Here is a 14,789-nt window from a genome sequence, read left to right as displayed (position 1 = left end):
GTGCGCTTCAGGCCCGTGGAAGTCGTGCCATCAGGGCGTCCTGCTTGGGCGCGATGACCATGGCGAGACCCAGCCCGTCGAGTACGGCCAGCAGCTTGTCGGAGCCCACGCCGCCCTTGCCGTTCTCCAGACGGGAGAGCAGATCCAGCGACACGCCGCACAGGGCTGCCGTGTCATCGATGCGCAGGTGCTGGGCCTTGCGCATGGCACGGATCTGGGCGCCGAGCCTGGACAGGTCAGCGATGACCACGGCCCCGGGCTGCAGGGGATCCTGCTGCGGGCCGTTCATGGGCGTGGAAGACGGCATGGATGAATTGGCTTTATTTCTGATATTCCGAAATTCTAGGATTTCTTAGGGAATTTTCAAAACAATTTCCAATATTCCGAAATTCAGGAGTACTTCGTTTCATTCAGGAGAAAATTTCGGAATATCAGAAATAATTCCGACAACCATGCAACCGCGTCCAATGCAGATCCTCATGAAGGCAACCGCAACACCCTCCGATACTGCATGGCCTCCGCCACATGCCCGGTCTCCACAGCCGCGCTGCCGGCCAAGTCGGCAATGGTGCGCGCCACCTTGAGCGCGCGGTGGGTGCTGCGGGCCGACCAGCCCAGGCGTGCGGCGGCCTTGTGGGCGAAGGCCAGGGCCTCGGGCGACAGGCCCAGGTGGTCGTCCAGGGCCTGGCCCTGGAGCTGGTGGTTGGCACTACCCTGGCGCTGCAGGGCCAGCGCGCGGGCCTGGACCACGCGCTCGCGCACGGTGTCGCTGGCCTCGCCAGAGCGCGCGGCCAGCAGCTCCTGCGGGGGCAGGGCACCGACTTCCACATGCAGGTCGATGCGATCCAGCAGCGGGCCGCTGATGCGCGCCTGGTAGCGCGCCACCTTGTCGGGCGTGCAGCGGCAGCGCTGCACCGTCGATCCCCAATGGCCGCAGGGGCAGGGATTCATGGCCGCGACGAGCTGGAAGCGCGCGGGGAATTCGCAGCGCTGGGCGGCTCTGGCGATGGTGATCTGGCCGGTCTCCAGCGGCTCGCGCAGCGCCTCCAGCGCGCTGCGTGCGAACTCGGGGAATTCGTCCAGAAACAGTACTCCGTGATGGGACTGCGAGATCTCGCCAGGGCGCGGCGGCGAACCTCCTCCGACCAGGGCCACGGCGCTGGCCGTGTGATGCGGACTGGCCGTGGGGCGCTGGCGCCAGCGCTCGGGCGTGAAGCGGCCGGCCAGGCTGGCGATGGCGGCGGCTTCCAGCGCCTCGTCGTCGCTCATGGGCGGCAGCAGGTCGGCAAAGCGCTGGGCCAGCATGGACTTGCCCGAACCCGGCGGCCCCACCAGCAGCAGGCCGTGGCCTCCGGCCGCCGCAATCTCCAGCGCGCGCCGCGCCTGTGCCTGGCCACGCACCTCGGCCAGGTCCAGGCTGCTGCGCACGGCGACGGCGGGCTGCGGCTGCACCGCATGCCAGCCCGGGCCGGGGCATGTCTGGGTGTCGCCTGCTGCCGGCAAGGCGTCGGTTTCGTCGGTCTCTTCGGTGTCCTCGCTTTCGTCGCTGCAGCAGGCATCGTCCGTGTCCTGCTCCGCCTGCACCAGGGCATTGGCCGAGCGTGTGATGAAGCGGCGCACCACGTCCAGCAGGTGGTGCGCGCAGAACACCTGGGCCGACGGCACGAAGGCCGCCTCCTGCGCGCTGCCCGGCGGCAGCACCAGGCGGGCGCCGTCCTGCTGGCGGTGCAGGGCCAGGGCCGTGGCCAGCGCGCCGCGCACGGGCCGCAGCGCGCCCGACAGCGACAGCTCGCCCGCGAATTCGTAGTCGGCCAGCGCATCGCCATTGATCTGGCCGCTGGCCGCGAGAATGCCCAGCGCAATGGGCAGGTCGAAGCGCCCCGAATCCTTGGGCAGGTCGGCGGGTGCCAGGTTGACGATGATGCGTTTGTTGCTCGGGAACTCCAGCCCGGAGTTCAGCAGTGCCGAGCGCACGCGTTCACGCGCTTCCTTGACCTCGACATCGGCCAGACCCACCAGCGTGAACGACGGCAGGCCGTTGGCCAGATGCACTTCCACAGTGACACGCGGGGCGGCCAGCCCCAGCAGCGCACGACTTTGAACCAGGGCCAGACCCATGGGCACCTCGCAGGAACGACAGACACAAAGCCACACAAAGGAAGAAGCCGCCAGCGGTGCGGCGGCCTCGGTGACCCAGTATGGCAACGGCCTTGGGCCTTGTGGACGGCGGGCGCGGCGCTGAACCCAAATCTCAGAATGTTCTGACCCTTGCAGCGCAAAAATCAGAACAGCTTCACCAGCGCCGGAACGCTCAGCACGGCCGTGTAGTAGCCCATGAACTGCACGCCGGTGTTGAAGCCCGGGCCGCGTGACGGCAGGCCGCCGAGCAGGCCCGGCAACGGCCGTTCCCCTGCGCCATGCGAGATTGCAGGTCGAAACGCGAGCGGTGCTGGCTCAGCCGGCCCGAGCCAGCCCCCGGGCCTGCGCACGCAGCAGCGCGATGAAGCGCTGCTGCTCCTGCGTGGGCGCGTCATCGGTGCGGGTGAGGATGCCGAAGGGCGCCATGGGCACGTCGATGCAGACCGGCAGCGCCCTGACCAGGCCCATGCGCAGATAGTCCTTGAGCGCGGATTCGGACAGCAGCATCACGGCATCGGTCAGCTGCACCAGTTGCTGCATGGAGTACACCGAGCTGCATTCGATGATGTCGGCCGGCGCGGGCAGCTCCAGGCGCTGCAGCAGCTGGTCGAGCGCGATGCGCGCAGGGCTGGTGGCCGGCTGCAGGATCCAGGGCCAGTCGCGCACCAGTTCCTCCCAGTCGAGCTTGCGCCGGCGCGCCAGCGCATGGCCGCTGCGCACGACGAGCAGCAGCCGCTCGTTGCCCAGTTCCTCGAAGCCGTAGCCGCTGCTGTCTGCCGTGGGGCTGCGCCGTGCAATGGCCAGGTCGATGCGCCGCTGGTCCAGCAGGCGCAGGATCTGGTCGCTGGTGTCGCCCATGATGCGCAGGCGCAACTGCGGGCTTTGCGCCTTCATGCGGGCCACGGCCGTCATCACCAGGTCGGGTGCGGCGCCCATGATGGTGCCGATGGACAGGTAGCCGTAGCCGCCCTGGCGGCGCGCGGCCAGGTCCTCGGCGCAGCGGTCCAGGCTGTTGAGCGAGGCCTCGGCAAACCGCACCAGCTGCGCGCCCAGCGCCGTGGGCCGCATGCCGCGCGGCAGGCGCTCGAAGAGCTGGCAGCCGAACATGTCCTCGATCTCGCGCAGCATGCGCGTGGCCGCAGGCTGGGACATGGCCAGGCTCAGCGATGCGCGGTGCAGGTTCAGGCTCGATCCCAGCGCCACCAGCATGTGCAGGTGCTTGTAGCGCAGACGGTTGAGCAGGCTGCGGTGCAGCACGGGCGGGGTGGATTCGGGCGGCTTGTCAGGCATAAGCGCAAGGTATCGGATGTGACCGAAATTCGATTTGTTGAGCATCGATCATGCGCCGTACATTGGCCCTGCGACAAGAAAAAACAGACCCAATCCAGGAGACAAGACATGCACAGCCCATCGCCTGTTTCATGACGCGCCGACGCGGCCGGCACCAACGCCGCGGCCGCGCTCGCACCTTCACCAAAGCACGCCTTCAGCGCTCCGGACGACCGGGCGTGACGGCCTCTCATTGCCTGCAAGGAAAGTCATGAAAAAACTCCCCGCTCCCCTGCTCGCCAGGATCTCCTGGCGCCTGCTGCCCTTTTTGCTGCTCATGTACATCATGGCCTTCCTGGACCGGGCCAACGTGGGCTTTGCCAAGGTGGCCTTCCAGGCCGATACCGGCATCAGCGATGCGGCCTTCGCCTTTGGCGCGGGCGTGTTCTTCGCGGGCTATGCGCTGCTGGAGGTGCCCAGCAACCTGATCATGCACCGCGTGGGTGCACGCATGTGGATGTGCCGGATCATGGTCACCTGGGGCCTGGTGTCGGCGGCCATGATGTTCGCCCACGACCAGACCACGTTCTACGTGCTGCGCTTTTTGCTGGGCGTGGCCGAGGCGGGGTTCTTCCCCGGCGTCATCCTGTACCTGACCTACTGGTTCCCGGCAGCGCACCGCGCGCAGGCCATGGGCTTTTTCTACTTCGGCGCGCCGCTGGCCTTCATCTTCGGCAGCCCGCTATCGGGCCTGCTGCTGGAGCTGGACGGCATCGGCGGCTGGCACGGCTGGCAGTGGCTGTTCGCGGTGGAGGGGCTGATGGCCGTGGCCGTGGGCATCTGGGCGTATTTCCACCTGGACAACCGCCCCGCCGACGCCACCTGGCTCAGCCGCGAGGACAAGGCGCTGCTGCAGGACATCCTCGACAGCGAAGAGCGCGCCAAGGGCGGCCACGGCCACAGCCTGCTGGCCGCGCTGTGCCAGCCGCGCGTGCTCTACCTGGCGCTGATCTACCTGCTGATCCAGGCCAGCGTCTATGGCGTGGTGTTCTACCTGCCCAGCCAGGTGGCGGGCCTGCTGGGCACCAAGGTGGGCCTGCTGGTGGGCGTGGTCTCGGCCATTCCCTGGCTGTGCGCGCTGCTGGCCGCCTGGTGGATTCCGGGCCATGCCGAGCGAACAGGCCAGCCGCGCGGCATCGCCAGCCTGACGCTGGTGATGGCTGCCGTGGGCATGGCTGCATCGGTGAGTTTCTCCAGCCCCCTGCTGGGTGTGGCCGCGCTGTGCCTGGCGGCGGCCGGTTTCATCGCCGTGCAGCCCGTGTTCTGGACCTTTCCTGCCAACACGCTGGCCGGCGCTGCGGCCGCTGGCGGCATCGCCTTCATCAACTCCCTCGGCGCCGTGGGCGGTTTCATCGCCCCCATCGTCAAGAACTGGGCCGAGGGCTTTTTCCACTCCCCGGCGGCCGGCCTGTACCTGCTGGCCGGCACCACGCTGCTGGCTGCGGCCCTGGTGCTGGGCGTGCGCGCACGCCTGGCGCCGGCCCTGGCCGCACCGTCGGCCGCCTGAACCACTTGCACACGGAGCACAACCATCCCATGACACAGATCCCCACCATCAAGCAGGTGCGCGCCTTCACGCTCAAGGGCGGCGGCGCCGACTACCACGACCAGTCCGACGGCCACTGGATCGACGACCACATCGCCACGCCCATGGCCAAGTACCCCGAGTACCGGCAAAGCCGCCGCAGCTTCGGCATCAACGTGCTGGGCACGCTGGTGGTGGAGATCGAGGACAGCGCCGGACGCGTGGGCTTTGCCGTGACCACGGGCGGCGAGCCTGCGGCCTACATCGTCGAAAAGCACCTGGCGCGTTTCCTCGAAGGCGCCCGGGTCACCGACATCGAGCGCATCTGGGACCAGATGTACCTGTCCACCCTGTACTACGGCCGCAAGGGCATCGTCATCAACACCATCTCGGGCGTGGACCTGGCGCTGTGGGACCTGCTGGGCAAGGTGCGCGGCGAGCCCGTGCACCAGCTGCTGGGCGGCGCCGTGCGCGATGAGCTGCAGTTCTACGCCACGGGCGCGCGGCCCGACCTGGCGCAGAAGATGGGCTTCATCGGCGGCAAGATGCCGCTGCACCACGGCCCGGCCGAGGGCGAGGAAGGGCTGCGCCGCAACCTGCAGGAGCTGGCCACCATGCGCGAGCGCGTGGGCCCGGACTTCTGGCTCATGCTGGACTGCTGGATGAGCCTGGATGTGAACTACGCCACGCGCCTGGCCCAGGGTGCGCAGGCCCATGGCCTCAAGTGGATCGAGGAGGCCCTGCCGCCCGACGATTACTGGGGCTACGCGGCCCTGCGCAAGAACGTGCCCACCGGCATGCTGGTGACCACGGGCGAGCACGAGGCCACGCGCTGGGGCTTTCGCCAGCTGCTGGAGATGGGCTGCTGCGACATCATCCAGCCCGACGTGGGCTGGTGCGGCGGCATCACCGAGCTGCTCAAGATCTCGGCCCTGGCCGATGCCCACCAGGCCCTGGTCATCCCGCATGGCTCCAGCGTCTACAGCTACCACTTCGTGGCCACGCGCCACAACAGCCCGTTTGCCGAGTTCCTGATGATGGCCCCCAAGGCCGACGAGGTCGTGCCCATGTTCCATCCGCAGCTGCTGGGCGAGCCCGTGCCCGTCAACGGCCGCATGCGCCTGTCGGCGCTGGACAGGCCTGGCTTCGGCGTGGAGCTCAATCCCGAGTGCGCCCTGCACCGCCCGTACACGCACTGAAGGAGTCCGCCATGCAACTGCCTGACAACCCCTTCAAGGCCGCGCTGCGGCGCGCCGAGCCGCTGTACGGCATCTGGGCCGGCTTTGCCACGCCCTATGCGGCCGAGATCATCGCCACCACGGGCTACGACTGGATGCTGGTCGATGGCGAGCATGCCCCCAACACCGTGCCCACGCTGCTGGGCCAGCTGCAGGCCGTGGCGCCCTACGCCACGCACCCGGTGGTGCGCGCCGTGCAGGGCGACACCGTGCTCATCAAGCAACTGCTGGACGTGGGCGTGCAGACGCTGATGGTGCCCATGGTGGAGACGGCTGAGCAGGCGCGCGAACTCGTGCACGCCATGCGCTACCCGCCCCATGGCGTGCGCGGCGTGGGCGGCGGCCTGACGCGGGCCACGCGCTGGGATGCCGTGCCCGACTACATCCGCACGGCGCATGAACAGCTGTGCCTGATCGTGCAGATCGAGTCGCCCCGGGGCGTGGCCAATGCCGCCGAGATTGCGGCCGTCGATGGCGTGGACGCCGTCTTCATCGGCCCCGCCGACCTGTCCACGGGCATGGGCCATGCGGGCGACGCCAGCCAGGGCGAGGTGCAGGACGCCATACGCCGCACCGTCGAGGCCACGCTGGCCGCCGGCAAGGCCTGCGGCATCCTCGCGCCGCGCGATGAGGATGCGCGCCGCTATGCGGACTGGGGCTGCCGCTTCATCGCCGTGGGCATAGACATCAGCCTGCTGCGCCAGGCCGCGCTGGCCAACCTGGGTCGCTATCGCGCCACGCAAGCCACGGACCAGGCGGCCCCTGCATCCCGCACCTACTGAACCCAAGGAGAACTCCATGGCATCCCCTACCGTGCTGCGCAATTTCATCGCCGGCAGCTTCACCGACAGCGCCGAACTGCATGAGGTGACCAACCCCGCCACGGGCGCGGTGCTGGCGCGCTCGCCCCTGTCCAGCCAGGCCGATGTGGACCGCGCCATCGCCGCCGCGCGTGGCGCCCACAAGGCCTGGGCGCGCCGCCCGGCCGTGGAGCGCGCGCAGTACCTGCGCCGCGTGGCGGCCCGCATCCGCGACAACGCCGCGCGCATTGCGCGCACCATCACCGAGGAGCAGGGCAAGACCCTGGGCCTGGCCGAGGTGGAGGTGAACTTCACCGCCGACTACCTGGACTACATGGCCGAATGGGCACGCCGCATCGAGGGCGAGGTCATCACCAGCGACCGGGCCAACGAGCAGATCTTTTTGCTGCGCAAGCCGCTGGGCGTGGTCGCGGGCATCCTGCCCTGGAACTTTCCCTTCTTCCTGATCGCCCGCAAGATGGCGCCGGCCCTGCTCACTGGGAACACCATCGTCATCAAGCCCAGCGAGGAAACGCCCATCAACTGCCACGCCTTCACCGAGCTGCTGGCCCAGTGCGAGTTGCCGGCCGGCGTGTTCAACGTGGTTTATGGCCAGGGCGGCACGGGCGCTGCGCTGGCCGGCCATGCGGGCGTGGACATGGTCAGCTTCACGGGCAGCGTGGCCACGGGCGAGCACATCGCCGCTGCCGCCGCGCCCCACATCACCAAGCTCAACCTGGAGTTGGGCGGCAAGGCCCCGGCCATCGTGCTGGCCGATGCCGACCTGGACCTGGCCGTGCGCGCCATCCGCGACTCGCGCATCATCAACACCGGCCAGGTCTGCAACTGCGCCGAACGCGTCTACGTGCAGCGCCAGGTGGCTGACGAGTTCACGGCCCGCATCGCCCAGGCCATGGCAGCCACGCGCTACGGCGACCCGATTGCGCGGCCCGACGTGGAAATGGGCCCGCTGATCAACCAAAAGGGCCTGGACAGCGTGCAGGCCAAGGTGCGCCAGGCCATCGCCGACGGCGCGCAACTGGTCACGGGCGGGCAGGCCGCAGACCTGGGCGCGGGCTTTCACTTCCAGCCCACGGTGCTGGCCGGCTGCCATGCCGGCATGGAGATCATGCGCAAGGAAATCTTCGGCCCCGTGCTGCCCATCCAGGTGGTGGAGGACCTGGACGAGGCCATCGCCCTGGCCAATGATTGCGAATACGGGCTGACCTCGTCGCTTTACACGCGCGACCTGTCCAAGGCCATGCAGGCCATGCGCGAGATCGACTTCGGCGAGACCTACATCAACCGCGAGAACTTCGAGGCCATGCAGGGCTTCCATGCGGGCGTGCGCAAGTCGGGCGTGGGCGGGGCTGATGGCAAGCACGGCCTGTACGAGTACACGCACACGCACGTGGTGTACCTGCAGGGGTGAGCCAACGGCTCGCCTATCGCTTCACGGTGGCTGACGTTATGAACCGGGCAATGGTGCTGGAAACCCCGGGCACTAGCGGCAGCCCCTCCTTGTCATAGGTTGCAAGATTGGCAGCGCGATCGTTGGTCTCCACCTTCTTGAGCACATGGTTGGTGGCGGGCAACAGCACAAGCTTGGCGTTCGGTGCAGCCTTGGCCAGACGCTGAGCATCCTTTGGCTTGATCTGCAGGTCGCGCTCACCTTGAATGATGAGCACGGGTTTGGAATAGCCCGCTATCAGGCGAGCGGGGTCCAGCGCGAAGGTGTTGATGAGAAAGCCTTGTACGCTGGCATGGAACATGGTGTTGAGCGGCCTGTCCATCTGGCGGGTATCCACGCGCCTGCCTGCTTCCAGAGCATCGATGACCGGTAACGCCTGGTCCAGGATCGGTGCATTGGCGGGGTCTTCCTTGAGCTGTTCCCGAAGCGTCTGCCCCATTGGGCGACCAGGAGCTGCTACCAATATCAGTCCGCAGATATCGGAGCGGCCCTGACCAGCCTCCAGAGCGACCAGTCCACCTTCACTGTGTCCCAGCACCCAGACGCATTGGGCACCGGTCTCGCTGCGGATGGCGTCCACCCAGTGGTGCACATCTTCGGCATAGGCCTGGATGGTCACGGCATTGGGGTCCTCCACGGCCTTGTAGCTTTCGAACATGCCACGTTTGTCGATGCGTACGGTGGCAATGCCCTGGGTGGCCAGTTCCTGTGCGAGCAGTTGGTAGGTCGAGGCTTTGAGGCCGAACGGGCTGTTGCCGTTGCGGTCGGTGGGGCCTGAGCCGGGGACGATCAGTACGACCGGCGGCGCGCTTTGGCTCGGCATCAGCAGAACACCCCGCAGTGGGTCAAGTGGACCCGTTGCCTGCAGCGGCTTTTCGCCAAGGACGGCCGTGGCCGGTGCGGCCATGGTGGTGCTTGCGCAGATGGCGGCCGCCAGGCCGAGGAGTAGAGCTTTCATGGGAAAGGCCGCAGAGTTGATCTGCGTGCCATTGGAGCATGCTTGTCTGTCGGCCCTGTCAGGTCGAGGCCGTGCGCTTGCGGTTGCGCGGCGCCTTGGGCGGCGGGCTGCTGGCCTCCAGCTCCCGCGCCCGGGCGCGGATGCGCGCAAAGGCGCTGGCCATGGCCTGCAGCTCGGGCTCGGGCACGGCGTCCATGAGCTCGCGGTTGATGGCCTGCACCTGCGGGAACAGCTCGGCATGCAGGGCGCGGCCCGTGTCGCTCAGGCGCAGCAGTGCGCGGCGCGCATCGCCCACCTGGCTCTCTTTCCACACCAGGCCCTTGGCCAGCAGCGCCGTGACCGCGCGCGAGGTGCGCGTGCGGTCCAGCTGCGCCTGCTCGGCCAGCTGCGAGGGCTGCAGCTGCCCGGCCTCGGCCAGCAGGCAGAGCATGCGCCACTCGCGCCGCGTGATGCCGTAGCGGCCCTCGCACAGGCGCACCACGCGGCTGCCAGCGGCCGCCTGCAGCCGCGCCAGGTGGTAGAGGAACATGTCGTCGAGCACGGCGGGGTGGCGCCAGCGGTGGAGGTCGGTCATGGACTCGCGGGCCGGTTTCGGGTTTACGCTAGGGATGATGGATTAGATGCATTGTCGGCGGCCTGCGTACATTGGCCGCAAGACAACGACAAGGAGACAAGTATGCCCAGCCCCCTCGCAGCCCTGGCGCGTGCCGCCCTGGCTTTGGTCGCCGCCGGCCTGTGCGCGGCGCCCGCCCTGGCCCAGGAATGGCCCAAGGCCAAGCCCATCCGCATCGTCGTGCCCAATCCGCCGGCCGGCCCGTCCGACATCTCGCTGCGCCCCGTGGCCGCCGCCATGCAGGCGGCGCTGGGCCAGGCCGTGGTCGTGGACAACAAGCCGGGCGCCAACGGCAACATCGGCGCGGCCGAGGTCGCGCGCTCCGCGCCCGATGGCTACACCTGGCTGTGGGCCATGGACCCCGTGCTCACCGTCAACCCCCATGTCTACAAGAACATGGGCTACAAGGCCGACGCGCTGGAAACCCTGGTCGTGGCCGCGCGCTTCTCGCAGACCCTGGTCTGCGGCCCGGGCACGGGCTTCAAGTCCGTCAAGGATATGGTGGCCGCCAGCAAGACGCGCGAGCTGACCTATGCCTCGGGCGGCGCGGGCTCGCCGGGCCACCTGGTCATGGAATCGCTGCTGGCTACCTCGGGCGCCAAGATGGTCCATGTGCCCTACAAGGGCCCCGCGCCGGCCATGCAGGACCTGCTGGGCGGCCAGGTGGACTGCGGCTTCCTGGCCGGCCCCACGGTCTTGCCCCAGGTCCAGAGCGGCAAGCTGATCGCCCTGGCCACCTCGGGCAAGACGCGCTCGGCGCTGGCGCCCGAGCTGCCGACCATTGCCGAGTCGGGCTTTCCCGAGTTCGACGGCACCTTCTGGATCCTGCTGGCCGCACCCAAGGGCGTGCCGCCTGCCGTGCAAAAGCGCTTTGTCGACGCCATGAACGAGGCCATCCGCGCACCCGAGCAAAAGGAACGCGCCAAGGCCCTGGACATCGAGATGGTCGGCTCCACCGTGGCCGAGGCCCAGGCGCGTGCCAAGGGACAGTCCGCGCAGTGGGCCGCCCTGGTCAAGCGCATCCACCTGACCAACGACTGAAGCCGCCACCAGGGCCTGTGGCCCTGAGGCACCGCCGTTTTGGCGATACTCCCTTTCCCAACGCATCCACTGTCTCCTGGCTCCCATGGCAACCCAGCGCCCCAATCTGATCTTCATCCTGGCCGATGACCTCGGCTATGCCGACCTCGGCTGCACGGGCGCGCGCGATGCGCACAGCCGCGCCACCGATGTCTCGCCTCGCCTGGACGCCATGGCCGCGCAGGGCATGCGCTTCACGCGCGGCTATTCCAACTCGGCCGTGTGCTCGCCCACACGCTTTGCCCTGGCCACGGGCCGCTGGCAGTACCGCCTGCGCGGCGCGGCCGAGGAGCCGATCGCCAGCGTCCACGGCGACAAGGTGCTGGGCCTGCCGCCCGACCATCCCACCGTGGCCTCGCTGCTGCGCGACGCCGGCTACGCCACCGCCCTGGTCGGCAAATGGCACCTGGGCTACCCGCCGCATTTCGGCCCGCGCATGTCGGGCTACGAGGAGTTCTACGGCTTTCACGCAGGCGGCGCCGACTACTTCGCCCACTGCGACCCGCGTGGCCGCCCCGACTTCTGGATCAACGAGGAGCCGCACGAGGAAGAGGGCTATCTCACCGACTTGCTGAGCCGCCGCGCCGTGGACTTCGTCGAGCGCCAGACGGCCGACAAGCCCTTCTACCTGTCCCTGCACTACAGCGCTCCGCACTGGCCCTGGCTCACGCGCGACGACCTGGCGGAATCGCGGCGCATCGGCGGCTTCGGCAAGCACACCGACGGCGGCACCATCGAGACCTACCAGCGCATGATCCACCACATGGACGAAGGCATTGGCTGGGTGCTGGATGCGCTCGAGAAAAAGGGCATGGCCGAGAACACGCTCATCGTCTTCACCAGCGACAACGGCGGCGAACGCTTCTCCAACAACTGGCCCTTCATCGGCCAGAAGATGGACCTGCTCGAAGGCGGCATCCGTGTGCCCCTGGTGGCGCGCTGGCCCGAGCGCATGCCGGCAGGCGCCGTCAGCGACACGCCCAACCTGACCATGGACTGGTCGGCCACCTTCCTGGCCGCCGCGGGCGTGGACGGCCACGCCGACTACCCGCTGGACGGCGTCAGCCTGCTGCCCCTGATGGAAGACGGTACCTGGAACCCCGAGCGCGACCTGTGCTGGCGCATGAAGCACCGCGCCCAGCGCGCCCTGGTGCGCGGCGACTGGAAATACCTGCAGATCGAAGGCGTGGAATACCTGTTCAACGTGGCCCAGGACCCGCGCGAACGCGCCAACCTGCGCGACCGCGAGCCCCAGCGCCTGGCCGAGCTACGCGCGGCCTGGCAGCAATGGGATGCTTCACTGCCGCCCATTCCGGAAGAAGCCAAGGTGTCGCTGGTGTTCAGTCGGCAGGATCTGCCTTCGGCGACGTTTTGAGGGTGTGTGTGCCCGCAGGCTGTGGGCGATAAAACAAGGCAGGCCTTTGGGACTGCCTTGTTTCCTGATTACTGGTACGTCCTGACCATGCCCGCCCGTGCGGCCTCCGAGTTGTCGCACATGTCCTTGGCCTGTTTGTAGAGGGCCTGGGCCTTGCTCTTGTCCTTGTCGACGACTTCGTAATGGCTGGCCTTGGCAAGCACCAGGTTGTATTGGAGATAGCCGGCGCTGGCCGATGGCAGCGACTTCACGGCCTGTGACACCATTTGGTCCAGGCCCTCCAAGGACCCGCCCCAGCGCGGGCTCAGGTAATTGAGGGCATTGACGCGGGCGGCCAGGTTCTTGGGATCGGCCTGATCGGCCGCCTGCAGCCACTGCGCCGCAGTACGTCCACCCACCTGGTTTTCCATCGCGGCCAATCCAATCAGCATCGTCTGCGGCAAGGCCGAGCGGGCATCCAGCGCCATGGCCTTTTGCAGATACGGCTGGGCCTTCGCGCTGAGCTGCTTGACACTGTTCCACTGGCTGCCCGTCACGCTGGAAGCCGGCGCCTCACCACGCGCGCCAAATGCCTTGTTGCCGTAATAGAGGCCCGCATTGAGCTGGGCAAAGAACGACTTGGGCTGCTGATCCGCCCACATGCGCATCACGTTCTCTTCCTGCAGGCTCAGTTGCTGCAGTCCCAGCAGATCCCGCATGGTCAACAAGTCCCCGCCCGAGGAAGAAAGATTCTTCTTGTGCTTGCGGGCCAGTTCCTTGTCCAGCGCCTCGAACTTGAACTCGCTGAGCAGTGCAGCCCTCTCGGACTCTTCCAGAGTGGCATTGCCATCGGGAATCAGCGGGCACTGCGCGGCATAGGTGGCAGTGGCTGCGGAGAGAGACAGGGTGGCGAGCAGGATGCGGATCAGGGTTTGGGTGGGGTTGGAGGCCATGTGCGTCCCTCTTGGAAATGGAATGTGTTATTCAAAAATTTTCAAAATCAATGTTAGATATATTTGTCTTTCTCAAGACAATATATCCATCAAGATAAATTCGGCATCGAATGGTGAGCATCAGGCTCCATGCGATTAATTATCGACCAGTATGGTAAATAAATTATTCAGAAATTCAATTGCGTATGTTATGGATAAGCAATTTTTGCTGGGCAACTGTATGACTGAGGTTCATGCGGCATTAGCATGTTCATCCTGGAATGCTTGGGGCTTGTTCAGCGAAGGCAGGCTGATTAATTATTTTGTCAATTTCGGATTGTGAATAGAGACTATATCGTTCAAGCAGTCATTGTTGTTGCACGATAATACTACGTGTTTGTCTTTCACATAAAATTTTCCTTCAAAGAAGCCGCTTGAATTAAAATTTTTTACGGCTTCGTTTTTTAAATTGAACTGCATAACTCTTCCCCAGTCATAGGATTTGTAGTCAATCAATGCGTCTTTTCTTTCAAGAAGCCCGCCAAATTCTCCTGCAGGAAAATATATATCGAGAGTTTTTCTATTCTTTTTGCTGAAAAATGGTGTGCTCACAATAAGTAGTGATTCTTTGCCTGCGAATTGAGTAGGCAGAGTCCATTTGCCTTTTACGGTTATGCATTTTTTGCTATTGGGTATGCAGAATTCGGAGGTTTTGGTATTTGAGTAAAAGAAATATATAGCACCCGTGACCGTGAAAGAAGTCAGCAAAATACCAGCAATATATTTTTTCATTTTATTCACATTCATCAGATGTTGAAATGGTCCAATTCCCTCGCCCTGCTGCATGAGCTGAATTGTCATAACCTTTGGGTGTGGCGCTAACCATTGCGCCGTATTCCGCGGCAACAGCTTTCGCTCCCGATAATCCACCAGAAGTTCCCGCAGCGATCAATGCGTCTGAGCCAAACTCAAACCCGATCTCTGCGGCCGTGAGTGCATCTATTTTTCTTTGTTTGTCTAAATATCTTAGTGCCTCGTTATCCCATTCACTCATCGGGGTACCTCGCGAGAGTTTTGCTACCAACTCTTCATATGCCTGCTTTCTCTTTAAAATTGCATCACATTTACACGATCTCTTTTTTGCGGATTTCCTTCCGGAAACAACACCCCACAAATCTAAAGCGCCTCCTGCAATATCAAAAAGACCGAGAGGGTCCATAGCGATAGTTGGTGATTTTGGGTATGAAGTATTATGAGATCCCCCCGCTAACCCAATCGGATCCTGATTGATATAGCTCCCCACCACCGGATCGTAATACCGATGCCGGTTGTAATACAGCCCCGTTTCCC

General features: G+C 65.5%; 14 protein-coding genes. 6 read left to right on the top strand and 8 right to left on the bottom strand.

What is annotated here, in order from left to right:
- Positions 1-7 precede the first annotated feature (7 nt).
- The 3 genes from AC5I49_RS08525 to AC5I49_RS08515 all read right to left on the bottom strand — a co-directional run bounded on the left by AC5I49_RS08525 (position 8) and on the right by AC5I49_RS08515 (position 3,474).
- Positions 8-307, bottom strand: a complete 300-nt coding sequence (locus AC5I49_RS08525) for a helix-turn-helix domain-containing protein (RefSeq protein WP_016448653.1) — start codon at positions 305-307, stop codon at positions 8-10.
- Between the two features lie 170 nt (positions 308-477).
- Positions 478-2,118, bottom strand: a complete 1,641-nt coding sequence (locus tag AC5I49_RS08520; RefSeq protein WP_495789180.1) for a YifB family Mg chelatase-like AAA ATPase — start codon at positions 2,116-2,118, stop codon at positions 478-480.
- Positions 2,119-2,454: 336 nt separating this feature from the next.
- Positions 2,455-3,474, bottom strand: coding sequence for a LysR family transcriptional regulator (locus AC5I49_RS08515; RefSeq protein WP_133074016.1), 1,020 nt, complete (start codon positions 3,472-3,474; stop codon positions 2,455-2,457).
- Between the two features lie 205 nt (positions 3,475-3,679).
- Here AC5I49_RS08515 and AC5I49_RS08510 point away from each other — a divergent pair, with 205 nt between their 5' ends.
- The 4 genes from AC5I49_RS08510 to aldA are packed head-to-tail and all read left to right on the top strand — an operon-like array spanning position 3,680 to position 8,463.
- Positions 3,680-4,975, top strand: coding sequence for an MFS transporter (locus AC5I49_RS08510; RefSeq protein ID WP_034368750.1), 1,296 nt, complete (start codon positions 3,680-3,682; stop codon positions 4,973-4,975).
- 29 nt (positions 4,976-5,004) lie between these two features.
- Positions 5,005-6,192 (top strand): L-rhamnonate dehydratase, encoded by a 1,188-nt coding sequence (rhmD, locus tag AC5I49_RS08505; protein WP_016452099.1) that lies wholly within the window; start codon positions 5,005-5,007, stop codon positions 6,190-6,192.
- An 11-nt stretch (positions 6,193-6,203) separates the two neighbouring features.
- Positions 6,204-7,013 carry an HpcH/HpaI aldolase family protein gene (locus AC5I49_RS08500; protein WP_495789179.1) on the top strand — a complete coding sequence of 270 codons (810 nt, stop codon included), beginning with the start codon at positions 6,204-6,206 and terminating at the stop codon, positions 7,011-7,013.
- A 16-nt stretch (positions 7,014-7,029) separates the two neighbouring features.
- The gene (gene aldA, locus AC5I49_RS08495; RefSeq protein ID WP_495789178.1) at positions 7,030-8,463 is read left to right on the top strand and encodes an aldehyde dehydrogenase; all 1,434 of its coding nucleotides are present in this window, start codon (positions 7,030-7,032) and stop codon (positions 8,461-8,463) included.
- A 13-nt stretch (positions 8,464-8,476) separates the two neighbouring features.
- Here aldA and AC5I49_RS08490 read toward each other — a convergent pair whose 3' ends face one another.
- Entirely contained in the window at positions 8,477-9,460 is a 984-nt protein-coding gene (locus tag AC5I49_RS08490) for an alpha/beta hydrolase (RefSeq protein ID WP_016452096.1), read from the bottom strand.
- A gap of 58 nt (positions 9,461-9,518) precedes the next feature.
- Positions 9,519-10,034, bottom strand: a complete 516-nt coding sequence (locus AC5I49_RS08485; protein ID WP_016452095.1) for a MarR family winged helix-turn-helix transcriptional regulator — start codon at positions 10,032-10,034, stop codon at positions 9,519-9,521.
- A 102-nt stretch (positions 10,035-10,136) separates the two neighbouring features.
- On the opposite strand from AC5I49_RS08485, the gene AC5I49_RS08480 reads away from it, so the two are divergent.
- Together AC5I49_RS08480 and AC5I49_RS08475 are read left to right on the top strand one after the other, a co-directional pair.
- Positions 10,137-11,114, top strand: a complete 978-nt coding sequence (locus tag AC5I49_RS08480; RefSeq protein ID WP_016448605.1) for a tripartite tricarboxylate transporter substrate binding protein — start codon at positions 10,137-10,139, stop codon at positions 11,112-11,114.
- A gap of 85 nt (positions 11,115-11,199) precedes the next feature.
- Positions 11,200-12,528 carry a sulfatase family protein gene (locus tag AC5I49_RS08475; protein WP_016452094.1) on the top strand — a complete coding sequence of 443 codons (1,329 nt, stop codon included), beginning with the start codon at positions 11,200-11,202 and terminating at the stop codon, positions 12,526-12,528.
- A 68-nt stretch (positions 12,529-12,596) separates the two neighbouring features.
- On the opposite strand, the gene AC5I49_RS08470 is transcribed toward AC5I49_RS08475, so the two are convergent.
- From AC5I49_RS08470 to AC5I49_RS08460, 3 genes are all read right to left on the bottom strand, one after another.
- Complete coding sequence (locus AC5I49_RS08470) at positions 12,597-13,460, bottom strand: DUF4034 domain-containing protein (protein WP_016452093.1); 864 nt, start codon at positions 13,458-13,460, stop codon at positions 12,597-12,599.
- Between the two features lie 297 nt (positions 13,461-13,757).
- Positions 13,758-14,231, bottom strand: a complete 474-nt coding sequence (locus AC5I49_RS08465) for a hypothetical protein (protein WP_155524707.1) — start codon at positions 14,229-14,231, stop codon at positions 13,758-13,760.
- A 1-nt stretch (position 14,232) separates the two neighbouring features.
- On the bottom strand, positions 14,233-14,789 hold a 557-nt coding region (locus AC5I49_RS08460; protein WP_495789177.1), incomplete at its 5' end, for an RHS repeat-associated core domain-containing protein.

The sequence above is a fragment of the Delftia sp. genome, from assembly GCF_059499305.1.
The sequence above is the reverse complement of the archived record's forward strand: the minus strand, read 5'-3'. Positions and strand labels throughout refer to the sequence as shown.